The sequence below is a fragment of the Micromonospora sp. NPDC048898 genome (assembly GCF_043198035.1).
Taxonomy (GTDB): domain Bacteria; phylum Actinomycetota; class Actinomycetes; order Mycobacteriales; family Micromonosporaceae; genus Micromonospora.
Genome location: NZ_JBICUF010000003.1, coordinates 556,548 through 580,070 on the forward strand (window position 1 = coordinate 556,548; position 23,523 = coordinate 580,070).

Consider the following 23,523-nt stretch of genomic DNA (forward strand, 5'->3'; position numbering starts at 1 on the left):
TCTTGGAAGGAATGTGCCCCTCCAGGGGCAGTTTGCTTCCAAGATCTACCGGCGGCGGTGACGGTGGCGGCGGCGGTGGTGGCGGTGGCGGTGGCGGTGGGGCGGTCACAGGTTGGGTCTTCCCTCGTCGGGGGTGGACGCCAGCGCGTGGAAGCGGCGGGCGATCCGGCCCGCGCCGGCCGCGAGATGCCCGGCCTCGACCGCGTACCGCATCGCGGTGGCCATCGCCACCGGGTCCGCGGCCCGGGTCACCGCGCTGGCCAGGAGCACCCCGTCGCAGCCCAACTCCATCGCCAGGGCCGCGTCGGAGGCGGTGCCGATGCCGGCGTCGAGGATCACCGGCACGTCGACACCCTGGCGGATGAGCCGGATGTGGTGTGGATTGCCGATGCCCAGCCCCGAGCCGATCGGCGAGCCGGCCGGCATCACCGCGGCACAGCCCACGTCGGCGAGCCGGCGGGCGAGCACCGGGTCGTCACTCGTGTACGGCAGGACGGTGAAACCGTCGGCGACCAACTCCTCGGCGGCGCGGAGCAACTCCACCCCGTCGGGCAGCAGCGTCCGCTCGTCGCCGATCACCTCCAGCTTGACCCAGTCGGTGTCGAACGCGTCCCGGGCCAGCCGGGCCACCTTCACCGCCTCGGTCGCGGTGTGGCAGCCGGCGGTGTTCGGCAGCAGGCGTACCCCGCACCGGTCCAGCAGGTCCAGCAGCCCGCCGGCCGTGCCCGGGGCGGTGTCCACCCGACGCAGCGCCAGCGTGACCAGCTCGGTGCCGGACGCCCGGATCGCCTGCTCCAGCACGTGCAGATTGGCGGCACCACCGGTGCCGAGGATCAGCCGCGAGGTGAACGTCTCCCCACCCAACTCGAACGACACCCCGCTCACCCGCCCTGCGCCGCGGTGAGCACCTCGACCCGGTCACCGTCGCGCAACGCCGTGGTCGCCCAACCCGCCCGGGGCACCACCTCGCCGTTGACCGCGACCGCCACCCCACGCGGTTGTGGCGCGACGTCACGGACCAGGTCGGCCACCGACACCTCACCCGGGACGCTTCGCCCAGCCCCGTTCACCGTCAACTCCACAGGTCCCCCTTCATCGTCGTTTCGGGCTCGCCGTCCGCCGCCGCGCCGACGAACCGAAACGGCTCGCCGACGAACCGCAAGGGCTTGCCGTCCGCCGCCGCGCCGACGAACCGAAACGGCTCGCCAACGAACCGCAAGGGCTTGCCGTCCGCCGCCGCGCCGACGAACCGGTCCGGTCGGAAGGGCGCGAGCAGCGGATCGGGCTCGCCGGCGCGTACCAGTTCGGTGATCAGGTCGGCGGTGACCGGGGTGAGCACGATGCCGTGCCGGTGGTGACCGGTGGCGACCAGGACGTCCGGTCGGCCCGGCAGCGGCCCGAGGATCGGTGCGTTGTCCGGGGTGCCCGGCCGCAGCCCGGCGACCGCCTCGACCAGGTCGTACTCGGCCAGCTCGGGCACCAGGTCGACTCCGGCGCGGAGCAGGCGCTGCACGGCACCGGCGGTGACAGTGGTGTCCGATCGTTCCTCGACAGTCGCGCCGAGCACGACCTCGCCGTTGGGGCGGGGCACCAGGTAGACCGGTTCGCCGTCGGCGTACCCCCGGATCACGTGCCGGAAGCCCGGCGCGACGCCGTCGGGCGCGCGCAGCCGGAGGATCTGGCCCTTCACCGGTCGCACGGGCAGGCCGGTGAGTGCGGCGGCCCCGCAGCCGGCGGCGACCACGGTGACCGAGGCATCCACATCGGACAGCCGCGTGACCGCCTGCGACACCAGCACCGCGCCGGCTCGCTGCGCGGCCGTGCGCAGCGCCGGCACCAGCAGCCGGGGGTCGACCTGGTGGTCGGTCGGCGCGAGCGCGCCGCCGCGCACCCGGGGGGCGAGGGCAGGTTCGAGGTCGCGCAGCTCGCTGGGGAGCAGCGGGGTCACCGGCAGACCCAACCCCTGTTGGTACGCCCACAGCCGGCGCGCCTCGGCCAGGTCGTCGCGGGTCAACCCGACCAGCAGGGTGCCCTCGGTCCGGTAGCCGATGTCGACGCCCGTCGCGTCGGCAAGCTCGGCGGCGAACGTGGGCCAGCGGGCGGCGGACGCCAGCAGCAGTTCGGTCAGCTGCCGCTCACCGAAGTACGCCTCGGCGACCGGGGCGAGCATGCCGGCGGCCACCGCCGACGCCCCCGAGCCGGGTGCCGGATCGTGCACCACCACCCGCAGCCCTCGCGCGGCGCAGCGCCAGGCGATCGCCAACCCGATCGGCCCGGCCCCGATCACCGCCACGTCCGGCCGGACCCGGTCGTCGGACGACGCCGAGTCCGACCGGCCGGTCAGCACGTCAGGGCCTCGATCAGCGTGGCGGTCGCCTGCGCCGGATCGGCGGCGGCGGAGAGCGCGCCGACCACCGCCACCCCGTACGCCCCGGCGGCCCGCAGCTCCCGGACGTGGGCGGCGGTCACGCCACCGATCGCGATGACCGGCACGTCGACGGCGTCGGCGACGGCGCGTACCCCGGTGGGCCCGATGGGGTCCGGCAGGCCGGACTTGGTGCTGGTGGGGTGGCACGGCCCGACGCCCAGGTAGCTGGCTCCCGCCGCGACTGCCGCGGTCGCCGTTTCCGGCGCGCGGGCGGTGGCTCCCAGCACGCCGGTGGGGCCGAGCACCCGACGGGCGGCGGTGACCGGCAGGTCGTCGGCTCCGACGTGGCCGCCGGCGGCACCCACCGCCAACGCCACGTGCAGTCGGTCGTTGACCAGGCAGGTCGCCTCGTACGGCAGGCAGAGCGCCAGCACCCGCCGGGCCAGGTCGTACGCCTCGCGGTCGGTGGCGGAGTCCTCCACCCGGACCTGTACGACCAGGTCGGCGCGGGCCACCGTGAGGGCGGCCCGGACCACGGTGAGCGGGTCCCGACCGGGTCGGGTGTCGGTGATCAGATGCAGTCGCCCCAGGGACGGCACGGCAACTCTCCTCCCTGCGCCGGCATTACCCGGATCAGGTTCGACGGTCGGGGGCTGTCAGCCCCCCTCTCAGCCCGGTACACCGGGCTCCCGTGGGTTACTTGCGTGTCACCGTACGACAGATCCGCCGGTCTGCCAAGGCGGGCTCGGCGGCGGCCGGTGGGCCGGAACGCACCGAATCGAGCTAGATCTGTGGGGCGGTTCATACGGTCCTGTTCGGAATGTCGCCTGCCGTTGCAGAACCGTTACCCGCCGGCATCTTGCCGGACATTGAACCAGTCGAATTAATTTGTTCAGCGATTCGACAAAATGTCGGTGGGGGCGCCCTCGCAGGGTGTGACCACCGACTCCATCAGGGACGGCCTTCGGCGAGCCGACTCCCGCGATCTCCGTCACTACGACACAGGAGGCGGCGTGTCCCGTTCTCGTCGTGCCCGCGTACCCATCACCGCAACCCTCATCTCCCTGGCCCTCGCTTCGACCACCCTGTTCGGCACGCCCGCGCAGGCAGCACCGGCCGCCGCACAGGTCCCCCCACGGGAGGCAGCGGCCGGAACCCCGGTCACCCAGGTGGCGCCGAAGGCGCCCCAGAAGGCCGCCGACGATCCCTTCTCGGTCCTGGTCTTCTCCAAGACTGCCGGTTTCCGGCACGACTCCATCCCCACCGGTGTCGCCGCCCTCCAACAGCTCGGCGCCGCCAACGGGTTCACCGTGGACGCCTCCGAGGACGGCGCCGCGTTCAGCGACGCCAACCTGGCGAAGTACAAGGCCGTGATCTGGCTCTCCACCACCGGTGACGTCCTCAACGCCGAGCAGCAGGCGGCGTTCGAGCGCTACGTGAAGGCCGGGGGCGGTTACGTCGGCATCCACGCCGCGTCGGACACCGAGTACAGCTGGGCCTGGTACGGCGACCTGGTCGGCGCGTACTTCGCCAACCACCCGCAGAACCAGCAGGCCACGGTCAAGGTGGAGGACCACGCCCACCCGTCCACTGCCGAGTTGCCGGACCGCTGGTCCCGGTTCGACGAGTGGTACAACTTCCAGACCAACCCGCGGCCGGACGTGCACGTGCTGGCCAGCCTGGACGAGAAGAGTTACACCCCGGGGGCGGGCGCGATGGGCGCCGACCACCCGACCTCCTGGTGTCAGGACTTCGACGGCGGTCGTTCCTGGTACACCGGTGGCGGGCACACGCGGGAGTCGTTCGCCGAGCCCGAGTTCCTGTCCCACCTGCTCGGCGGCATCCGGACCGCGGCCGGTGTCGCGGACGCCGACTGCGGTGCCACGAAGACCTCGAACTTCGAGAAGATCGCCCTGGACAGCAACACCAGCAACCCGATGGAGCTGGACATCGCCCCCGACGGGCGGGTCTTCTACATCGAGCGCGACGGCCGGGTGCAGATCATCAAGCCGGACACCGGCAGCACCGTCACCGCCGTCGACCTGGATGTCTTCACCGGCAACGAGGACGGTCTGATCGGCATCCGGCTCGACCCGGACTTCGCCACCAACAAGTGGGTGTATCTCTACTACGCCCCGAACGACAACGTCACGCGCAACCTGCTGTCCCGGTTCACCGTGACCGGCGACACCATCGACCCGGCGAGCGAGAAGCAGGTGCTGCGGGTCGACACGCAGCGCAACACCTGCTGCCACGCGGGCGGCAGCATGACGTTCGACAGCGCCGGCAACCTCTACCTGGCCACCGGTGACAACACCAACCCGTTCGAGTCCAACGCGTACTCGCCGCTCGACGAGCGCCCGGGCCGCCAGGACTACGACGCGCAGCGCACGTCGGCGAACACCAACGACCTGCGCGGCAAGGTGATCCGGATCCACCCGGAGGACGACGGGACGTACACCGTTCCGACGGGCAACCTCTTCGCGCCGGGCACCGCGAAGACCCGTCCCGAGATCTACGCGATGGGCTTCCGCAACCCGTTCCGGATCGGCACGGACCCGAAGACCGACACGCTGTACGTCGGGGACTACGGGCCGGACGCCAACGCGAACAACCCGACCCGGGGCCCCCGCGGTCTGGTCGAGTGGAACATCGTCACCCCCGGCAACTACGGCTGGCCGTACTGCACGGGCACGAACGAGGCGTACAACGACTACACGTTCCCGTCCGGCCCGAGCGGGGCGAAGTTCGACTGCGCCGCACCGGTGAACGACTCGCCGAACAACACCGGCCTGACCAACCTCCCCCCGGTCGTCCCGGCCACCGTCGACTACGGCTACGCCGGTGACGCGCGGTACCCGGAGATCGGTGGCGGCGGCGCGCCGATGGGCGGCCCGGCCTACCGGTACGACCCCAACCTCAACTCCACCCGCAAGTGGCCGGCCTACTACGACGGCAAGGCGCTGCTCGGCGAGTGGAACCAGAACAAGATGTACACGATGCAGGTGACCGCCGACGGCAAGTCGCTTGTGGACATCAACCAGTTGCTCACCGGCATGAGCATGATCCGGCCGATGGACTTCGAGTTCGGTCCGGACGGCGCGTTGTACCTGATCGAGTGGGGCAGCGGATTCGGCGGCAACAACGACAACTCCGGCATCTACCGGATCGACTACACCGCCGGTGACCGCGCGCCGATCGCGGCAGCGTCCGCCAACCCCAGCTGGGGTCCGGCGCCGTTGACCGTCACGTTCTCCAGCGACGGCTCCCGGGACCCGGACGGTGGCGCGCTCACCTACGCCTGGTCCTTCGGCGACGGGCAGACCTCCACCGAGGCGAACCCGACGCACACCTACGTGACGCCGGGCAACTACACCGCCCAGCTCACCGTGACCAACGCGAAGGGCCGTACCGCGGTGGGCAACGTGCCGATCACCGTGGGCAACACCGCACCGACGGTCACCATCGAGTTCCCGCCGGACGGTGGTTTCTTCAACTGGGGTGACCAGGTCAAGTACACGATCAAGGTGACCGACCCCGAGGACGGGCAGATCGACTGCGCCAAGGTGAACCTCCAGGTGCTGCTCGGTCACGACGAGCACGCCCACCCGCTGGAGCAGCACACCGGCTGCACCGGCACCGTCCAGACGTCGCTCGCCTCCGGGCACGGCGCCGAGGCGAACGTGTTCGCGGTCTTCGAGGCCACCTACACCGACGAGGGTGGTGCCGGCGGCGCGGGTGCGCTCACCGGTCGGCAGATCGAGATCCTGCAGCCCAAGCAGAAGCAGGCCGAGTACTTCACGGCCACCGGCCGGACGCCGGTGAGCACCGGCGGCGGAGACGCCGGCGTGCAGCGGGAGGCCGCGGCCGACACCGCCGGTGGCGGCCAGAGCATCGCGTTCATCGAGGACGGTGACTGGTGGTCGGTCGCTCCGGCGGACCTGACCAACATCACCGAGATCCGGTTCCGGGCCGCCTCGGCCGCCGCCGGCGGTCGGATCGAGGTCCGCGCCGGTGCGGTCGACGGACCGGTGGTCGCCACGGCCGTCGTGCCGACGACAGGCGCGTGGCAGACGTACACGGACGTGAGCGCGCCGGTCACCGGTGCCGCGAGCGGCTCGCTGTTCTTCGTGGCCCGCGACCCGAACGGCGGAACAGGTTCGCTGTTCAACGTCAACTGGATGGACTTCGTCGGCCGCGGTGTCACCGAGAACGCGCCGCCTGCGGTCAGTGCCACGGCCACCCCGGCCACCGGCACCGCGCCGGTCACCGTCGCCTTCGACGGCACGGCGACCGACGCCGAGGGCAACACCCCGCTGACGTACGCCTGGGACTTCGGTGACGGAGGCACGGCGACCACCCTGGACGCCAGCCACACGTACACCAACGCGGGCACCTTCACGGCCACCCTCACGGTGACCGACAGCAAGGGCGCCAAGGCGTACACCACGGTGCCGGTGCGGGTGGACGCTCCGGACACGTCCTGCCTCGGGGCGCGCTCGGACGACTTCAACGGCAACACCCTGGACAAGGGCCGGTGGACCAGCGTGGTCCGGGAGAACCAGCTCTACTCGCTCAGTGGCGGCGCGCTGCGGCTGCCCACCGGGGTGGGTGACCTCTACGGGGCTCGCAACGACGCCACCAACCTGGTGCTCCAGGCGGCTCCGACCGGCGCCTGGGAGATGACCACCAAGGTCACCCTCCCGGTGACGGCCAACTACCAGCAGGCTGGCCTGCTGGTGTACGGCGACGACGACAACTACGCCAAGGTGGACCTGCTCTACAACGGCAGCCGGCGGGTGGAGTTCATCCGGGAGACCGCGGCCACGCCTCGCAACGAGGCCGCCGACGCCACCAACGCACCGGCGGGTGACACCGTGTACCTGCGGATCACCAGCGACGGGACGAACCTGACCGCGTCCGCCTCGGGCGACGGGCAGACCTTCACCCCGGTCGGCCGTTCGGCCGCGCTCGCCGGCATCACCAACCCGCGGATCGGGGTCTTCGCCCTCAACGGTGGCACCGAGGCACCTGTTGTCGACGCGGCCTTCGACTCGTTCGTGGTCACGCCGGACGCCCCGGCCGGCCCGGTCGACCCGTCGGACGAGTTCACCGGCAGTTCGCTGGACAAGTGCCGGTGGGACGCCATCACGCGGGAGGACACCGCCGGTTACCGGGTCACCGATGGCGCGTTGCGGATCGACGTGCCCAACGGTGACATCTACGGCACCGACAACACCGGGCCGAAGAACTTCATCCTCCAGACCGCGCCGTCCGGCGACTGGACCCTGGAGACGAAGGTCGACGGCAGCCTGCTGAACGAGCAGTACCAGCAGGCCGGTCTGCTCGTGCAGGCGGATGACGACAACTACCTGAAGTTGGACTTCATCGCGGACAACCAGGCCGGCCAGGCGGTGACGCGGCGGATCGAGTTCCGCAGCGAGATCGCCGGGGTGGTGCAGACCCCGCAGCCGGAGGCGACCAGCCTCACCTCGGCGGTGTGGCACCTGCGGCTGGCCCGCACGGGCAACACGTTCACGGCGTCGTACTCGGCGGACGGCACGACCTGGACCGCGTTGGAGGCGCTGACCAACAGCGCCGTCGGGGCCACCCCGAAGGTCGGGCTGTTCACCCTCGGCGCCAACCAGACGGCGTCGAAGACCGCCTCGTTCGACTACTTCCGGCTCAGCACGGAGGTGGCCGACGAGACCGCGCCGGTCACCACCGCGGCGGTCTCCGGCACCCCGACCGAGGGGTGGTACACCGGGCCGGTGACTGTCACGCTCACCGCCGCCGACGAGGCCGGCGGTAGCGGCATCGCCGGTACGGAGTACCAGCTGGACGGGGCCACCACCTGGACGGCGTACACCGCACCGGTGGCCATCACCGGCGACGGCGAGCACGAGCTGCGGTACCGCTCGACCGACAAGGCCGGCAACGTGGAGGAGACGAAGACCGTCTCCGCCAAGATCGACGCCACCGCGCCGGTGACCTCGGCGACGTTCGCTCCGGCGAACGACGCCGGCTGGCACAACGGGACGATCCCCGTCGTGCTGACCTCGACCGACGCCGGTTCCGGCAGCAAGACGGTGGAGTGGTCGCTGGACGGTGGCGCGTGGACGCCGTACACGACGCCGGTCGAGGTGACCGGTGACGGGCAGCACGAGCTGCTGTACCGCTCGACCGACAAGGCGGGCAACGTCGAGACGCTCAAGTCGGCGATCCTGAAGATCGACGGCACCAAGCCGACGCTGCTGGTGTCCGGGATCGCCGACGGCCAGCTCTACGGGGACAGCCAGGACGTCCGGGTGTCCTGGCAGGCCGTCGACCCGACCTCGGGCATCGCGACAGTGGTCGGCAAGCTGGACGGCCAGGCGTACGCCAGCGGCACTCTGCAGGCCATGTACGAGCTGCCACTCGGCCTGCACGAGCTGACCGTGACCGCGACCGACAAGGCGGGCAACGAGACCACCTCGACTGTCCGGTTCTTCGTCACCACCTCGTTCCGGGACATGCAGAACCTGCTGGACCGGTTCAAGGCGACGGGTCGGCTCTCGGCCAAGGCGCACAAGCAGTTGACGGCGAAGCTCGACGCGGCCCGTCAGGCCGAGGCGGCCGGCAACGACAACAAGGCGATCAAGCAGTTGACCGCGTTCCGCACGCTCGCCGCCGACGCCACCCTGGTGGCTGAGGCGGAGGTCCGGGATGTCCTGGTGCGGGACACCGACGCGATGATCGTTCGACTCGGCGGCGCGGCCAGCACGGCCGGGGTCAAGGCGAACGACGGCGAATCGGTCAAGGGCACCGGGCGGCTCGGTGGCGATGCCACCCGGCTGGCACCCGGTCGCCAGCTCTGATCCGACGAGGCCCCTCCCCGACGCCACGGCGTCGGGGAGGGGCCTCCCCCATTCGTAGCGAGGAGATGTCCGTGACGGGTATCCGCAAGGTGTTGGCCGCCGTGTTCGCCGGGCTGGCCCTGACCCTGCTCTCCGCTGCCCCGGCGGCCGCCCGGGCCGACAAACTCAAACTGACGGTGGCCGGCGACGGGGCTCAGGGGGTCACCATCCAGGCCACCTACGCCGATGGCCGGCGACTGGACCGGGTGGTGCGCCTGGTGCTCACCGCCACCGGCCCGGACGGGCAGAAGGTCGGGCCGGTGCAGTTGGAGCCGCAGCCCGAGGGGCAGGGCTTCTACAGCAGCGGCCCGGTGCTCTCCGCCGGCACGTGGAAGGTGACTGTGGACTCCCCCGCTCCCCTGCCGGCCAAGGCCACCGCCACGGTGCAGGCCCGCCCGGCGCAGTCACCTCCGCCGCCCAAGCCGGTAGCTGTCAACGAACCGGCTGACGGCGGAAGCGGCGCGGGTGCCGGCTGGTGGCCGTTCGCCGCGGCCGGCCTCGTGCTGGTCGCCGCGGCGATGGGGGTGGCCATGCTGTTCGGCCGCCGCCGCACCACCTGACCGACAGGCGTTTCACCAGACGGGCCGGGCCGCCACGAGCGGCCCGGCCCGTCGCCGTCGCGCGCGGCCGTGACCCCCGCGCGGGGCCGTGACCGCCGCGCCCGGCCCGTGATCGACTCGGTATCCCTGAAAATCGGGGCTTCCCGGGCCGCGGGTCACCCCGGTTTCAAGAAACGCGAGTGGATCACCGGGTGCCGCACGGATCAGGCCGCCGCGTGCGTCGCGGCTCGCTCAGAGGACGGCGCGCAGTGCCGCCAGATCCTCGTCGCTGGGCTCCCAGGTGCCGGCGGCGGCGTTGGCGCGTACCTGCTCGGGCGTGGTGGCACCGGCGATCACCGAGGTCACCGCCGGCTGGGCGGCCAGCCCACCGATCGCCACCTGGAGCATGCTCACACCCCGCTCGGCCGCGTACGCCTCGATCGCCTCGATGGTGTCCCAGTCGGCCGCGGCGAGCCGCTCGGCGTACCGGCCACCGCCGGAGAGCCGACTGCCGGCCGGCGGCTGCCCCGAGCGCTTGTACTTGCCGGTGAGCAGCCCGTTGGCGAGCGGGAAGAACGGCAGCATGCCGAGGCCGAACCGCTCGCAGGCCGGGATCACCTCGGCCTCCACCGAACGCTCCAACAGGCTGTAGTGGTTCTGCGCGCTGATGAAGCGGGACCGGCCGTTGGACGAGGCCACCCAGTCCGCGTCGGCGATCTGCCAGCCGGCGAAGTTGGAGTTGCCCAGGTAGCGCACCTTGCCGTCGCGGACCAGGTCGTCCAGGGCGGCGAGGGTCTCGTCGATCGGGGTGCCCGGGTCGGGCTCGTGCATCTGGTAGAGATCGATGTGGTCGGTGCCGAGCCGGCGCAGCGACGCCTCGACGGCGCGGGCGATGTAGCGCCGCGCGCCCCGGGCCCCGAAGTCCGGCCCGTTGAGGCCGTTCATGTCCATGCCGAACTTGGTGGCCACCACCACGTCGTCCCGGCGGCCCTTGAGCGCCTGCCCGAGCAACTCCTCGGAGCCGCCCTGCGGTTCGCCGTAGATGTCGGCGGTGTCGAAGAGGGTGATTCCGGCGTCCAGGGCGGCGTCCACCACCGCGCGGGTGCCGTCGAGGTCGAGCTTGCGGCCGAAGTTGTTGCAGCCGATGCCGACCACGGACACCACGAGCCCGGAGTCGCCCAGCCGGCGATAGGTCATGTCAGTCACGCGATCCACCCTATGCCGGTCGGCCGCGGCGGACCCACGGACCGCTCAGCCCACGTCCCAGACCGGCTCCGGGGTCTCCACCACCTCGCTGTCGCCTCGGAACAGCACGAACCTGTCGAAGGAGCGGGTGAACCAGCGGTCGTGGGTGACCGCGATGACCGTCCCCTCGAACGCGTTCAGTCCCGCTTCGAGGGCCTCCGCGCTGGCCAGGTCGAGGTTGTCGGTGGGCTCGTCGAGCAGCAGCAGCGTCGCCCCGGACAGCTCCAGCAGCAGCACCAGGAACCGGGCCTGCTGCCCGCCGGAGAGCGTGCCGAAGCGCTGGTCGCCCTGCGCGGCCAGCTCGTAGCGGCTGAGCACCCCCATCGCCGCCTGCCGATCCATCCCGGTGCGGTGCTCGTCACCCCGCCACAGGATTTCGACGAGCGTCTTCGACATCAGCTCCGGCCGGTCGTGGGTCTGGGAGAAGTGCCCGGGGCGGACCCGGGCACCGAGCCGCGCCGCGCCGTCGTGTGCCACCGGCGCGAGCGCGCCCGCCCCGTCGACCGGCCCGTTGGCCGGGTCGGGGTCGGTGCCGCCCCGGGCCAGCAGCCGCAGGAAGTGCGACTTGCCGGTGCCGTTCGCGCCGAGCACCGCCACCCGGTCGCCGTACCAGATCTCCAGGTCGAAGGGGAAGGTCAGGCCGTCGAGCTCCAGCTGCTCGCAGACGACCGCGCGCTTGCCGGTCCGCCCGCCGCTGAGCCGCATCCGGATGTCCTGGTCCTTCGGGGGTACGGGCGGCGGCCCGGCCTCCTCGAACTTACGCAGCCGGGTCTGCGCGGCCTGGTAACGCGAGGCCAACCCGTCGTTGTACGCGGCCTTCTGCTTGTACATCAGCATCAGCTCGCGCAGCTTCTGGTGCTCCTCGTCCCAGCGCCGACGCAGCTCGTCGAGGCGGGCGTGCCGAGCCACCCGAGCCTCGTGCCAGCTGGCGAAGCCGCCCGGGTGCACCCAGGCGCTGCCGCCCTCGACGGCCACCACCCGGTCGGCGCTCTGGGCCAGCAACTCGCGGTCGTGCGAGACGTAGAGCACCGACTTGGTCGACTCGCGCAGTCGCGCCTCCAGCCACCGCTTGCCGGGCACGTCGAGGAAGTTGTCCGGTTCGTCGAGCAGCAGCACCTCGTCCGGGCCGCGCAGCAGCAACTCCAACGCGAAGCGTTTCTGCTGACCGCCGGAGAGGGTACGCACCGGCCGGTCCCGTACGGCGTCCCAGGGCTGGCCGAGCACGATTGTCGCCACGGTGTCGAAGAGCACCTCGGCGTCGTACCCGCCGGCCTCGCCCCAGGCCCCCAGCGCGTCGGCGTACGCCAACTGGGCCTTGCCGGCGGCGTTGCTGAACTTGCCGTGGGCCTCGGCGGCCCGCATGGCCGCCTCGGTCTCGGCCAGTCGCCGGCCGGCGTCCCGCAGCGAGGGCGGGGCCAGCGACAACGCCAGGTCCGCGAGCGTCGACTCGTCGCCGATCATGCCGATGAACTGCCGCATCACGCCCAGGCCGCCGGCCCGCGCGATGGCGCCGCTGCGCACCGGCAGATCACCGGCGACCATCCTCAGCAGCGTCGTCTTACCCGCGCCGTTCGGCCCGACCAGGGCGACCTTGCTGCCCTCGCCCACCCGGAACGACACGTCGGCGAAGAGTTCCCGACCGTCGGGCAGGATGTGCCCGACCGCTGCCACATCCACGTATCCCACGCCGGGATCCTGCCCCAGTACGGGCGGGAGGGACATCCAATTACCGGGTGACCCGCAGCACCCGGAAGCCCTTCTGGCTGGCGTACCGCTCGACCTGCCAGCCCTGCTCGGTGAGCCAGCGTTGCAGCGAGTCGCCACCGAGGTGCCGGGCGACGACCAGCCAGCCGACGCCGCCCGGTGCGAGTCGGGGCAGCCAGCGCAGCAGCAGCTCGTGCAGCTCGTCCTTGCCGATCCGAATGGGCGGGTTGGACCAGATCTGGGCGAACCGGAGGTCCGCCGGCACGTCGTCCGGCGCGTGGACCCGGACCCGGTCGGCCGCGTCGACCCTGGCCGCGTTGGCGGCGGTCAGCTCGCGGGCACGGGCGTTGACGTCGACCGCCCAGACGGTGCTCGCCGGTGCCAGGTCGGCCAGCACGCACGCGATCGGGCCGAACCCGCAGCCGAGGTCGAGCAGGTCACCGGCGGTGTCGGCGGCGGGCAGGTCGGCCTTGCGCAGGAGCACCGCGGTGCCCGGGTCGAGCCGACTGGCGGAGAACACGCCGCCGGCGGAGACGAGCCGGTAGTCGCGGTCGGCGACGGAGAACTCGACCTCGCGCGGCGGAGCGTCGCTGGCGGGTCGAGCGGTGAAGTAGTGGTCGCCGGTCACGCCGGCAATTCTCGCACCGACCTGGGGCGGCCAGGACACGGCCCACGCGCACATTTCCCCGATATTACCCCCTAAAGGGACAATCGCTCCTACTCTGGGCCACATGGTGTATCGGTACGAGTCCGATGAGGACGCTTTCGAGGAGTACCCGGAGCCCGGGTCCGATCTGTCGGTGTTCGGCGCCGGTCCGCCCCCGCCGGCCGGGCCCTCTCCGTCACGCTTCCCCGCGCCGTCGCTGCCCCGACCGAACCAGCTCTCCCTGCCGTCGACGCAGTCGCCGCCGACCCGTGCCGACGTTGCGCCGCCGACCCGTGTCGACGTTCCGTCTGCCGCGTCCCGCAGCCAGGTCTACACCTCGGCCACGGCGTCGGAGCCCAGCTCCCGACGCGGCGGTGGCCGGCTGTGGCAGGTGGTTGTCGGCGGCGCGGCCGTCCTGGTGCTGCTCGCACTCTGCGGCCTCGGCGCCGCCGCGTTGATCGACCGCAACGAGCAACCCGCGGCCAGCCCCACATCCCAGCCGACCGGCGCACCGACGTCCGCGACGCCGGAGCGGCTGGCCCTCGACTCCCGAGAATCCGACCGGGCCCCGCTCACCGCCAAGGAACTCTTCCCCGGCAAGGAGCTGACGCTCACCGCCGGCCAGCCGAGCTACCAGGTGCTCAAGACCCAGTCCAGCGGCAGTTGCGCCGTCGCCGCCACCGGCGAGGTCGCCGACCTGCTGGCCCTCCTCGGCTGCAACCAGGTCGTCCGGGCCACGCTGCGTACGCCGAATGGCGACCACCTGGTCACCGCCGGATTGTTCAACCTGACCGACAAGGTCAGCGCGGAACGGGCCCGGGACCGGATCCGCCCCCTCCTCGACGAGCGGAAGGGCCGCTTCCGTGGCCTCGCCGCCGGTGCCGGCACCGACGTGCTGAGCAGCGCCCCCGCCCGGGTCGGTTGGCAGGTACGCGGCCACTACGTGGCGTACGCGCTTGTGGTCCGCGAGGACGGGGCGACGATCAAGGCGGGCGACGCCACGGTCCGCGAGATCCTGTTCGACATGCTCGAACTGCACCTCAGCCGGGGCGTTCTGCAACAGCGTGCCGAGGGGGGCACCGCCGCCCAGCCGACGCCGGAATCCTCCGCCAGCGGCGACGACGGCGGTCTGCCCGGCGAGTGAGCCTCCGGCACCCGGCCGGCGGTCAACCCTCGATCGGGACCCGCAGTCGACGGGTGAGGTCGGCGCGGCGCGCGTACTCGGTCGGATCGGCGGGGTAGCCGACGGCGACCAGGGTCAGCCCACGCGCGGGAGCCACAGTCACCTCGCTGGAGCGGTCCTGTCGGGTGAGCAGGCTGCCCGGCCACTCGACCGGGCGGCGGCCGTCCCCGGCCACCAGCATCGCCCCCACCAGGCTGCGCACCATCGCCTGGCAGAACGCGTCGGCCTGCACGGTGGCGACCAGGATGCCGTCCGGGTCGCGACGCCAGTCCAGCCGGGTCACCTCGCGCAAGGTGGTCGCGTTCTCCTTGCGCCGGCAGTACGCGGCGAAGTCGTGCTCGCCGACCAGGCCGCTCGCGGCGGCGTTCAGTGCGGCCAGGTCGAGCGGCTTCGGCCACGCCAGCACCTCGTGCCGGCGCAGTGGCTCCGCGCCGAAGGGCGCATCGGTGACCCGGTACTCGTAGCGGCGAAAGGTGGCCGAGAACCGGGCGTCGAAGTCGGCCGGCACCTCGGTCATCGCGCGTACGCGGACGTCGGTGGGGAGCAGCCGGGCCAGGCGGCGCAGCAGTCGCCCCTCGTGCTCCCGCCACACGTCGACGGGTAGGTCCAGGTGGCAGACCTGCCCGGTGGCGTGCACACCCGCGTCGGTGCGACCGGCGACCGTCAGCCCGGTGACCGCACCGGCACCGAGGATCAGGTCCAGGGTCTCGACGAGCACCCCCGCGACGGTGCGCCGCGTCGGCTGGGGTGCCCAGCCGGAGAAGCCCGTGCCGTCGTACGAGACGTCCAGCCGCAGCCGGATCCGCTCGTCCACCTCGTACCTCCTGTCATGGGTCGGGCCCGGCACCCCGATGGGGGTGCCGGGCCCGACGTTGCCCTTGATCAGGCCTTGTTCTCGGTGGCCTCGTCGCTGTCCTCGCGGGCGGCGTCGGTGTCACCGGACGCCGACACCGGCGCCTCGGAGTCCTGGTCGGTCTGCGCCGACTGCGGAGCCTCGTCGGCCGGGGCGAGCGCCTCGACCTTGTCCTGCTGCGCGGCCTTGCGGGCGGCGGTCTTCTTGTTCACCTTCGGCTCGGCGACCTGAAGCTCCTCCACCAGCTCGATGATGGCCATCGGCGCGTTGTCACCCTTGCGCGGACCGGTCTTCACGATCCGGGTGTAACCGCCGGGGCGGTTGGAGTACCGAGGCGCGATCTGGTCGAACAGGGCGTAGACCACGTCCTTGTCCTTGACGACACCCAGCACCCGACGCCGCGAGGCGAGGTCACCGCGCTTGGCCTTGGTGATGAGCTGCTCGGCCAGCGGGCGCAGCCGCCGGGCCTTCGTCTCGGTGGTCTGGATCTTCCCGTGCTGGAACAGCGCGGTCGCCAGGTTGGCCAGCATCAGCCGCTCGTGCGAGGGGCTGCCGCCGAGGCGGGGGCCCTTGGTGGGCGTGGGCATTTTTGGTGCTCCTCAGTTGTGGCGGCAGCGCGGACTAGAGCTGCTCGGTCTCGCGGTAGTCGTCGGTGTCGTAGTCGGCCTCGCCGAAGGTGTCCACGACGTGCGCCGGGTCGAAGTTCGGAGCCGAGTCCTTCAGCCCGAGACCCATCCCGGCGAGCTTCATCTTGACCTCGTCGATCGACTTCTGACCGAAGTTGCGAATGTCGAGGAGGTCGGCCTCGGTACGCCCGATGAGCTCACCAACGGAGTTGATGCCCTCGCGCTTGAGGCAGTTGTAGGAGCGGACGGTGAGGTCCAGCTCCTCGATCGGCAGAGCGAGGTCCGCCGCCAGCTGGGCGTCCTGCGGGGACGGCCCGATGTCGATGCCCTCGGCGGTCTCGTCCAGCTCCCGGGCCAGCCCGAACAGCTCCACGAGCGTCGAACCGGCGGAGGCCAGCGCGGTACGCGGACCCATCGACGGCTTGGTCTCGACGTCGATGATCAGCCGGTCGAAGTCGGTGCGCTGCTCGACACGGGTCGCCTCGACGCGGTACGTCACCTTCAGCACCGGCGAGTAGATCGAGTCGACCGGGATCCGGCCGATCTCGGCGCCGGACTGCTTGTTCTGTGCCGCCGTCACGTAGCCCCGGCCCCGCTCGACGGTCAGCTCCATGTCGAGCCGGCCCTTGCCGTTGAGGGTGGCGAGCTTGAGATCCGGGTTGTGCACCGAGACGCCGGCCGGGGGCTGGATGTCGCCCGCGGTCACGTCGCCCGGGCCCTGCTTGCGCAGGTACATGCTGACCGGCTCGTCGTGCTCGGAGCTGACGCACAGCTCCTTGATGTTCATGACGAGCTCGACCACGTCCTCCTTGACACCGGGGATCGTGGTGAACTCGTGCAGCACACCGTCGATCTTGATCGAGGTGACGGCCGCGCCCGGGATCGACGACAGCAGCGTACGCCGCAGCGAGTTACCCAGGGTGTAGCCGAAGCCCGGCTCCAGCGGCTCGATGGCGAACCGGGACCGGGTCTCGTTGATCGACTCCTCGGAGAGGGAGGGTCGCTGGCTGATGAGCATCTTTTCTCTTCTCTTCCGGGGCGCCCGCTATTTGACGCCCACGACACAAACTGTTCCGGTGGCCCGCCCCGAGGGGCGGGCCACCGAACGAGCTCGGACTACTTGGAGTAGAGCTCGACGATCAACTGCTCCTGGACCTGCGTGTCGATGACCTGCCGGGCCGGGAGGGAGTGCACGAGCACCTTCATCTGGCTCGGGATGGCCTCAAGCCACGCCGGAACCGTCTTCGAGCCGGCCTGAGCCTGCGCGACGATGAACGGGGTGAGCTCCTTGCTCTTGCCCCGAACCTCGATGATGTCGTGCTCCTTGACGCGGTACGACGGGATGTCGACCTTCTTGCCGTTCACCGTGAAGTGACCGTGCTTGACCAGCTGGCGGGCCATGTCCCGCGAGTGGGCGTAGCCGGCCCGGTAAACGACGTTGTCCAGCCGCGACTCGAGGATCTGCAGGAGGACCTCACCGGTCTTGGCCTGCTTGCCAACGGCTTCCTCGTAGTAACCGCGGAACTGCTTCTCCAGCACGCCGTAAACCCGACGGGCCTTCTGCTTCTCACGGAGCTGGAGCAGGTACTCCGTCTCCTTGGTGCGGCCGCGGCCGTGCTGCCCGGGCGGGAACGGCCGGGACTCGAACGGGCACTTCGGACCATCGCACTTGCTGCCCTTGAGGAACAGCTTCATCTTCTCCCGCCGGCAACGGCGGCAGTCTGCACCGGTGTAACGAGCCATCTCTCTCTACCTCTCAGACCCGGCGACGCTTCGGCGGACGACATCCGTTGTGCGGCTGCGGGGTGACGTCGGCGATCTGGCCGACCTCGAGGCCCACGGCCTGCAGCGAACGGATGGCGGTCTCCCGGCCGGAGCCGGGGCCCTTGACGAACACGTCGACCTTGCGCATGCCGTGCTCCATGGCGCGACGCGCGGCAGCCTCGGCGGCCAGCTGCGCGGCGAACGGAGTCGACTTGCGGGAGCCCTTGAAGCCCACCTGGCCAGCGGAGGCCCAGGAGATGACCGCACCGGTCGGGTCCGTGATGGACACGATGGTGTTGTTGAACGTGCTCTTGATGTGCGCCTGCCCGTGGGCGACGTTCTTGCGTTCCTTGCGCCGGACCTTCTTTACAGCGGCTCCGGCACGAGCCTTCGGTGGCATAAGTCTGTGCGCTCCTAGTTGACTTTCCGGATCGGGTTGCGGCCTGACCCGCCTCGGCGGCGGCCGACCCCGTCATCCGGTCAAGAACTACTTCTTGCCGGGCTTCTTCTTGCCGGCGACGGTCCGCTTCGGGCCCTTACGGGTCCGTGCGTTGGTCTTGGTCCGCTGGCCACGCACGGGCAGGCCCCGGCGGTGCCGGATGCCGGCGTAGCAGCCGATCTCAACCTTGCGGCGGATGTCAGCGGCGACCTCGCGGCGCAGGTCGCCTTCAACCTTGTAGTTGCCCTCGATGTGGTCGCGGAGCTGCACGAGCTCCTCGTCCGTGAGGTCCCGAGCGCGCTTGTCCGGCGAGATGCCGGTGGCGGCGAGTGTCTCCAGGGCGCGGGTACGACCGACCCCGAAGATGTAGGTGAGCGCGATCTCCAACCGCTTCTCGCGGGGGAGATCCACGCCGACTAGACGTGCCATGTGCGGGCGTACTCCTCGTGATGTGTGGCGGAGGTGTGGACCCGTCCCACCCCGCTACCGGCCGTCCCGTCTTTCCGACGCCGTGAGCGCCGGCGACCGGGATCGGTCGCTGCCCGAGCGGGCCCCGGCCTCCGACCGGGGGTCAGCCACGCAGGAGTACGACTCGCGTACCACTCGCGGCTGGGACGAGCATGTGTGATGTGTGTGTCGCTGGGGATCTGCCCGGACCAACGCCACCCGGCCGGTTACGGCCGGACGGGCTGAGTCAGCCCTGGCGCTGCTTGTGGCGCGGGTCGCTGCAGATGACCATGACCCGGCCGTGCCGGCGGATAACCCGGCACTTGTTGCAGATCCTCTTGACGCTCGGCTTGACCTTCACGGTTGCCTTACTTCCCATCTGGCCCGGGGACGCGCGATGCGCGAGACCGGACGTCGAAGACGGACACGGGACTTCCCGGCCGTCGTCAGGACTACTTGTAGCGGTAGACGATGCGCCCGCGGGTCAGGTCGTACGGCGAGAGTTCGACGACGACCCGGTCCTCCGGAAGGATGCGGATGTAGTGCTGCCGCATCTTGCCGCTGATGTGAGCCAACACCTTGTGGCCGTTCGCGAGCTCCACCCGGAACATGGCGTTCGGCAGGGGCTCGATGACCCGACCCTCGATCTCAATGGCTCCGTCTTTTTTCGGCATGTCCTCCGCTGTCCTGACGTCGATTGCTCCGGGCGGCCCACAACGTCTTACACGGAAATCTGATCAGAATCAGAAGACCGCGCCAGCCGCGGCTCCAGCTCCCACCGAAGCGCAGGGTGGGCATGCCGGAGTGGACGCTGTGCGCCGATCTGAAAGTGTACGCCGACCTGCGCTCCGCCGCCAAACCGGCCACCCACCCCCCGGTGCGGCGCCCCAAACGGCCCCGTCCCCACCCCGTTGATCATGACGTTGTTGTCACGACACGCCGGCACCGGTGGCGATAACTTCATGATCAACGGGGTGGGTGGGGGCTAGGGGGTTGGTGGGGGGTTGTCTGGTTTGGTGGCGCGCTTTGCTTTCTTGCGCTCTCGGCGGCGTTGGCGCTTGATGGCCTGACGCTGGGGCTCTTTGGCGGCCAGCCCGGAGACCGTGCGGACCACGAGCACCGCGCCCCAGGGCCCCGCCACCCAGCCCGGCCAGAAGTAGAGCAGATCCCGGCTGAACAGCGACGTCACCGCCCAGATGGCCACCACGATGGCGATCACCGGCAGGTACGGGAACCACACCTCGGCCAACCAGCGGGCCGTGGCGCCCCTGGTGGAGGCCGGGCCGAGTTGGTCACCCAGCAGGCTCACCGTCGGCCCGGTGGCCGGTGCCAGGCCCGACCGCTGCGCCGGCGCCACCGGGGGCAGGTCGGTGAGCAGGGCCTCCAGGTCGGCGTACGTGCGCGCCGCGTAGGCCCGCTGCAACCGCTCGTCGTACTCGTGCAGATCCAACCGGCCCTCGTCGAGGGCAACCCGCAACCGGTCGGCAACCACCGCACGGTCCGCGTCCGCGGCCCGCATCCCGTCACGCCCGTCCATGCCGGCAAGCATGCCACCGCTGCGCAACTCACGGCCTACCCGGGAATCCGGTCGATCATGACGTTATCGCCACCGTCTCCGGCGTGTCACGACGACAACCCCATGATCAACGCGCGGCGAGGGGGTGGGTGGGCGGGGCCGATGGGTGGGGTGGGTTGGGGGTTAGGGGGCGGCTGAGGCTGCTGGTTGACGGGCGGTCACCAGGTCGCCCAGCCGGGCGCGGCCGCCGTCGAAGGCCGTGAGCACCCAGACGCCGTCGGGCAGCAGGGCCATCGAGTGCTCGACGTGCGCGGCCACCGAGCCGTCCCGGGTGACGACCGTCCAACCGTCGGCCAACTCGACGGTACGCGGGGACGCCATCGTGATCATCGGCTCGATGGCCAACGCCATGCCGGGGACCAGTCGCGGGCCCTTGCCGGGCCGGCCGTGGTTGAGCACGTGCGGGTCCTGGTGCATCTCGGTGCCGATGCCGTGCCCGCCGTAGCCGTCGACGATGCCGTACCGGCCGCCCTTACGGACAGCCGTCTCCACCGCGTGCGAGATGTCGGTGAGTCGGCCCTTGCCGCTGGCCGCACCGCGGGCGGCGGCGGCGATGCCGGCCCACATCGCGTCCTCGGCGACCTCGGCCATCTTCAGCAGTGCCGGGTCGACGTCGCCGACCCCGACGGTGATGGCGGAGTCGCCGTGCCACCCGTCCAGCACCGCACCGCAGTCGATGGAGATCAGATCACCGGCCTGGAGCACCTGCCCCGGCGACGGGATGGCGTGCACGATCTGCTCGTTGACCGAGGAGCAGATCGACGCCGGAAAACCGTGGTAGCCCTTGAACGACGGGACACCACCCGCCTCGCGGATTGTCGACTCGGCGATGGCGTCCAGATCGGCGGTGCTCACACCGGGGGCTACGGCCTCCCGCATGCGGCGAAGCGCCTCGGCCACCACCAGCCCGGCGGCCCGCATCTTCTCGATCTGGTCCGGGGTCTTCAGCTGGATGTCCAGCTGGGGACGACGCATGGAGCGATTACCTTTCGTTGCCGAACAGCGGGGCACGTCAGGCGTACCCCGCTGTTCGCACTCTATCCGCCGTGGTCCGGCGGGACCTCAGCCGCCGTACGACCGCAGTGCGTCGATGGCCCGGGTGGTGACGTCCTCCACCGGGCCGGTGGCGTCGATCCCGACCAGCTTGCCCTGGGCGCCGTAGTAGTCGACCAGGGGCGCGGTCTTCTCGCTGTACTCACGAAGCCGGGTGGCGATCGTCTCCGGCTTGTCGTCGTCGCGCTGGAACAGCTCGGCGCCACACCTGTCGCAGATGCCCGGCCGGGTGGTGGCGTCGAACTCGACGTGCCAGATCTTGCCGCAGCCCCGACAGGTGCGCCGACCGGAGAGCCGCCGGATCACCTCGTCGTCGTCGACCACCAGCTCCAGGACCAGATCCAGCGCGGTGCCCAGGTCGGCGAGGAGCTTGTCCAGGGCGGCCGCCTGCGGAGTGGTCCGCGGGAAACCGTCGAGCAGGAAGCCCTCGCTGGCGTCGGGCTCGGCCAGCCGGTCCCGGACCATGTTGATGGTGACCTCGTCCGGAACCAGCTCGCCTGCGTCCATGTACCGCTTCGCCTCGACGCCGAGCGGCGTGCCCTGGGTGACGTTCGAGCGGAAGATGTCTCCGGTCGAGATCTTGGGTACCGACAGGTGCGCGGCGACGAACTCTGCCTGCGTGCCCTTACCCGCACCCGGCGGGCCAACCAGAACGAGTCTCATCTACCGCAGGAACCCTTCGTAGTTCCGCTGCATGAGTTGGCTCTCGATCTGCTTCACGGTCTCCAGACCGACGCCGACCATGATGAGCACAGCGGTGCCACCGAACGGGAAGTTCTGGTACTGCTGGTCGTCCAGCCAGATGAAGAAGAAGTTCGGCAGGATCGAGATGATGCCGAGGTAGAGCGCTCCCGGCAGGGTGATCCGGCTGAGGATGAAGTCCAGGTAGTCGGCGGTCGGCTTGCCCGGGCGGATGCCCGGGACGAACCCGCCGTACTTCTTCATGTTGTCCGCGACCTCGGTCGGGTTGAACGTGATCGAGACGTAGAAGTACGTGAAGAAAATGATCAGCAGGAAGTAGACCGCGATGTAGATCGGGCTACTCGGGTTGACCAGGTTGTTCTGGATCCACGCCTGGGTCTTGCCCGGGTCGTTCTGGTCGAAGAACTGCAGAGCCAACTGCGGCAGGTAGAGCAGCGACGAGCCGAAGATGACCGGGATGACACCCGCCTGGTTGACCTTCAGCGGGATGTACGTCGACGTGCCGCCGTACATCCGTCGGCCGATCATCCGCTTGGCGTACTGCACCGGAATCCGACGCTGTGCCTGCTCGATGAAGGTGACAGCGGTGATGACCACCAGGACCAGCGCGATGACCAGGGCGAACTTGCCCCAGCCCTGGCTCTGCTTGATGTTCCAGCCCTCGCCGGGCAGCCGAGCGGCGATCGAGGTGAAGATCAGGACGGACATGCCGTTGCCGACGCCCCGGTCGGTGATCAGCTCACCGAGCCACATGACCATGCCGGTGCCGGCGGTCATCGTGATGACCAGGATGGTCAGGGTCAGCCAGTCCGGGATGCCGGTGCCGGTCGGGATGATCGGGAACTGGTCGCAGCGGTTCTGGAACAGCTGCCCCGAGCGGGCCAGCGCCACGAACGCCGAGGCCTGCAGCACACCGAGACCGAGAGTCAGGTAGCGGGTGTACTGCGTGATCTTCGCCTGACCGGCCTGGCCCTCCTTGCGGAGCTGCTCCAGGCGCGGGATCACGACGGTCAGCAGCTGCAGGATGATCGACGCGGTGATGTAGGGCATGATGCCCAGCGCGAAGACCGAGAGCTGGAGCAGCGCCCCGCCGGAGAAGAGGTTGAGCAGATTCAGCGGGCCCGTCGTGTCACCCGAGATGGAGTCGAGGCACTTCTGCACGTTGCCGTACGAGACGCCCGGGCTGGGGAGCGTCGCACCCAGCCGGTAGACCGCGATGATGCCTACTGTGAACAGCAGCTTCTTGCGCAGGTCAGGCGTACGGAACGCACTGAGAAAGGCGGACAGCAACTTCTTCCTCCTGCGCGAGGCGGGCCGCCGGTGAACCCTGGCGGGTGGGGGTGGATCACGGGCGAGTGCCCGCAATCCATGGCTGGGATGGGACTCTAACAGCCCCACCCCGGTCCGGGCAGATGTGCCCGACTACATAAATCGATTCCGATATTACCGGGTGCACGAAGCCCAGGCAGACCATGGCGCCCG

22 protein-coding genes and 1 riboswitch are annotated in these 23,523 nt (G+C 70.5%); of the genes, 3 read left to right on the plus strand and 19 right to left on the minus strand.

Annotation, left to right across the window (positions count from 1 at the left end; translation table 11 throughout):
• Positions 1 to 105: 105 nt before the first annotated feature.
• The 4 genes from ACGFIQ_RS12850 to thiE form a co-directional block, all read right to left on the minus strand.
• The gene (locus tag ACGFIQ_RS12850) at positions 106 to 885 is read right to left on the minus strand and encodes a thiazole synthase (protein ID WP_357078728.1); all 780 of its coding nucleotides are present in this window, start codon (positions 883 to 885) and stop codon (positions 106 to 108) included.
• On the minus strand, positions 882 to 1,082 hold the full coding sequence (thiS, locus tag ACGFIQ_RS12855) for a sulfur carrier protein ThiS (protein ID WP_357521764.1): 201 nt from the start codon (positions 1,080 to 1,082) through the stop codon (positions 882 to 884). Before thiS ends, ACGFIQ_RS12850 begins: the two co-directional genes overlap by 4 nt.
• A complete protein-coding gene (gene thiO, locus ACGFIQ_RS12860) occupies positions 1,073 to 2,344 on the minus strand; it encodes a glycine oxidase ThiO (protein WP_393243212.1) in 1,272 nt (423 codons plus the stop codon). Before thiO ends, thiS begins: the two co-directional genes overlap by 10 nt.
• Positions 2,341 to 2,967: a thiamine phosphate synthase gene (gene thiE, locus ACGFIQ_RS12865; protein WP_393243121.1), complete on the minus strand. Its 627-nt coding sequence runs from the start codon at positions 2,965 to 2,967 to the stop codon at positions 2,341 to 2,343. The genes thiO and thiE overlap by 4 nt, the downstream gene beginning before the upstream one ends.
• A riboswitch (TPP riboswitch) is annotated at positions 2,962 to 3,071 on the minus strand. Its footprint overlaps the gene before it by 6 nt.
• A gap of 310 nt (positions 3,072 to 3,381) precedes the next feature.
• On the opposite strand from thiE, the gene ACGFIQ_RS12870 reads away from it, so the two are divergent.
• Positions 3,382 to 9,225, plus strand: a complete 5,844-nt coding sequence (locus ACGFIQ_RS12870; protein ID WP_393243123.1) for a ThuA domain-containing protein — start codon at positions 3,382 to 3,384, stop codon at positions 9,223 to 9,225.
• A 71-nt stretch (positions 9,226 to 9,296) separates the two neighbouring features.
• Entirely contained in the window at positions 9,297 to 9,824 is a 528-nt protein-coding gene (locus tag ACGFIQ_RS12875; protein ID WP_393243125.1) for a hypothetical protein, read from the plus strand.
• Positions 9,825 to 10,055: 231 nt separating this feature from the next.
• Here the strand turns inward: ACGFIQ_RS12875 and ACGFIQ_RS12880 are convergent, their stop codons facing one another.
• Genes ACGFIQ_RS12880 through ACGFIQ_RS12890 form a run of 3 tightly spaced genes read right to left on the minus strand, consistent with a single transcriptional unit; the run spans position 10,056 to position 13,380 of the window.
• On the minus strand, positions 10,056 to 11,018 hold the full coding sequence (locus ACGFIQ_RS12880; RefSeq protein WP_393243126.1) for an aldo/keto reductase: 963 nt from the start codon (positions 11,016 to 11,018) through the stop codon (positions 10,056 to 10,058).
• A 36-nt stretch (positions 11,019 to 11,054) separates the two neighbouring features.
• Positions 11,055 to 12,734, minus strand: a complete 1,680-nt coding sequence (locus tag ACGFIQ_RS12885) for an ABC-F family ATP-binding cassette domain-containing protein (protein ID WP_393243128.1) — start codon at positions 12,732 to 12,734, stop codon at positions 11,055 to 11,057.
• A gap of 40 nt (positions 12,735 to 12,774) precedes the next feature.
• Positions 12,775 to 13,380 carry a class I SAM-dependent methyltransferase gene (locus ACGFIQ_RS12890; protein WP_393243130.1) on the minus strand — a complete coding sequence of 202 codons (606 nt, stop codon included), beginning with the start codon at positions 13,378 to 13,380 and terminating at the stop codon, positions 12,775 to 12,777.
• Between the two features lie 103 nt (positions 13,381 to 13,483).
• On the opposite strand from ACGFIQ_RS12890, the gene ACGFIQ_RS12895 reads away from it, so the two are divergent.
• Positions 13,484 to 14,542 carry a hypothetical protein gene (locus ACGFIQ_RS12895; RefSeq protein WP_393243132.1) on the plus strand — a complete coding sequence of 353 codons (1,059 nt, stop codon included), beginning with the start codon at positions 13,484 to 13,486 and terminating at the stop codon, positions 14,540 to 14,542.
• Between the two features lie 22 nt (positions 14,543 to 14,564).
• Here ACGFIQ_RS12895 and truA read toward each other — a convergent pair whose 3' ends face one another.
• The 12 genes from truA to secY all read right to left on the minus strand — a co-directional run bounded on the left by truA (position 14,565) and on the right by secY (position 23,331).
• On the minus strand, positions 14,565 to 15,395 hold the full coding sequence (gene truA, locus ACGFIQ_RS12900) for a tRNA pseudouridine(38-40) synthase TruA (RefSeq protein ID WP_393243133.1): 831 nt from the start codon (positions 15,393 to 15,395) through the stop codon (positions 14,565 to 14,567).
• A 68-nt stretch (positions 15,396 to 15,463) separates the two neighbouring features.
• The gene (gene rplQ / locus ACGFIQ_RS12905) at positions 15,464 to 16,021 is read right to left on the minus strand and encodes a 50S ribosomal protein L17 (RefSeq protein WP_357078696.1); all 558 of its coding nucleotides are present in this window, start codon (positions 16,019 to 16,021) and stop codon (positions 15,464 to 15,466) included.
• Positions 16,022 to 16,055: 34 nt separating this feature from the next.
• A complete protein-coding gene (locus tag ACGFIQ_RS12910; protein ID WP_007465227.1) occupies positions 16,056 to 17,078 on the minus strand; it encodes a DNA-directed RNA polymerase subunit alpha in 1,023 nt (340 codons plus the stop codon).
• A 98-nt stretch (positions 17,079 to 17,176) separates the two neighbouring features.
• Entirely contained in the window at positions 17,177 to 17,803 is a 627-nt protein-coding gene (gene rpsD / locus ACGFIQ_RS12915) for a 30S ribosomal protein S4 (RefSeq protein WP_030489600.1), read from the minus strand.
• Positions 17,804 to 17,816: 13 nt separating this feature from the next.
• A complete protein-coding gene (gene rpsK / locus ACGFIQ_RS12920; RefSeq protein ID WP_030329919.1) occupies positions 17,817 to 18,224 on the minus strand; it encodes a 30S ribosomal protein S11 in 408 nt (135 codons plus the stop codon).
• Positions 18,225 to 18,311: 87 nt separating this feature from the next.
• The gene (gene rpsM, locus ACGFIQ_RS12925) at positions 18,312 to 18,692 is read right to left on the minus strand and encodes a 30S ribosomal protein S13 (RefSeq protein WP_030329917.1); all 381 of its coding nucleotides are present in this window, start codon (positions 18,690 to 18,692) and stop codon (positions 18,312 to 18,314) included.
• 265 nt (positions 18,693 to 18,957) lie between these two features.
• On the minus strand, positions 18,958 to 19,071 hold the full coding sequence (gene rpmJ / locus ACGFIQ_RS12930; protein WP_043965539.1) for a 50S ribosomal protein L36: 114 nt from the start codon (positions 19,069 to 19,071) through the stop codon (positions 18,958 to 18,960).
• A gap of 91 nt (positions 19,072 to 19,162) precedes the next feature.
• On the minus strand, positions 19,163 to 19,384 hold the full coding sequence (gene infA, locus ACGFIQ_RS12935) for a translation initiation factor IF-1 (RefSeq protein ID WP_007073013.1): 222 nt from the start codon (positions 19,382 to 19,384) through the stop codon (positions 19,163 to 19,165).
• 311 nt (positions 19,385 to 19,695) lie between these two features.
• Complete coding sequence (locus ACGFIQ_RS12940) at positions 19,696 to 20,247, minus strand: DUF1707 domain-containing protein (RefSeq protein WP_393243135.1); 552 nt, start codon at positions 20,245 to 20,247, stop codon at positions 19,696 to 19,698.
• Positions 20,248 to 20,409: 162 nt separating this feature from the next.
• Positions 20,410 to 21,261, minus strand: a complete 852-nt coding sequence (gene map / locus ACGFIQ_RS12945) for a type I methionyl aminopeptidase (protein ID WP_393243137.1) — start codon at positions 21,259 to 21,261, stop codon at positions 20,410 to 20,412.
• A gap of 87 nt (positions 21,262 to 21,348) precedes the next feature.
• On the minus strand, positions 21,349 to 22,002 hold the full coding sequence (locus ACGFIQ_RS12950) for an adenylate kinase (RefSeq protein ID WP_007465256.1): 654 nt from the start codon (positions 22,000 to 22,002) through the stop codon (positions 21,349 to 21,351).
• Positions 22,003 to 23,331 (minus strand): preprotein translocase subunit SecY, encoded by a 1,329-nt coding sequence (gene secY / locus ACGFIQ_RS12955; RefSeq protein WP_393243139.1) that lies wholly within the window; start codon positions 23,329 to 23,331, stop codon positions 22,003 to 22,005. It abuts the gene before it with no gap.
• Positions 23,332 to 23,523 lie beyond the last annotated feature (192 nt).

Coding starts and splice junctions, on each gene's coding strand:
- ACGFIQ_RS12895 (WP_393243132.1), top strand. CDS start 13,484: ATGGTGTATCGGTACGAGTCCGATGAGGACGCTTTCGAGGAGTACCCG.
- rplQ (WP_357078696.1), bottom strand. CDS start 16,021: ATGCCCACGCCCACCAAGGGCCCCCGCCTCGGCGGCAGCCCCTCGCAC.
- ACGFIQ_RS12910 (WP_007465227.1), bottom strand. CDS start 17,078: ATGCTCATCAGCCAGCGACCCTCCCTCTCCGAGGAGTCGATCAACGAG.
- rpsD (WP_030489600.1), bottom strand. CDS start 17,803: ATGGCTCGTTACACCGGTGCAGACTGCCGCCGTTGCCGGCGGGAGAAG.
- rpsK (WP_030329919.1), bottom strand. CDS start 18,224: ATGCCACCGAAGGCTCGTGCCGGAGCCGCTGTAAAGAAGGTCCGGCGC.
- rpsM (WP_030329917.1), bottom strand. CDS start 18,692: ATGGCACGTCTAGTCGGCGTGGATCTCCCCCGCGAGAAGCGGTTGGAG.
- infA (WP_007073013.1), bottom strand. CDS start 19,384: ATGCCGAAAAAAGACGGAGCCATTGAGATCGAGGGTCGGGTCATCGAG.
- ACGFIQ_RS12940 (WP_393243135.1), bottom strand. CDS start 20,247: ATGGACGGGCGTGACGGGATGCGGGCCGCGGACGCGGACCGTGCGGTG.
- map (WP_393243137.1), bottom strand. CDS start 21,261: ATGCGTCGTCCCCAGCTGGACATCCAGCTGAAGACCCCGGACCAGATC.
- ACGFIQ_RS12950 (WP_007465256.1), bottom strand. CDS start 22,002: ATGAGACTCGTTCTGGTTGGCCCGCCGGGTGCGGGTAAGGGCACGCAG.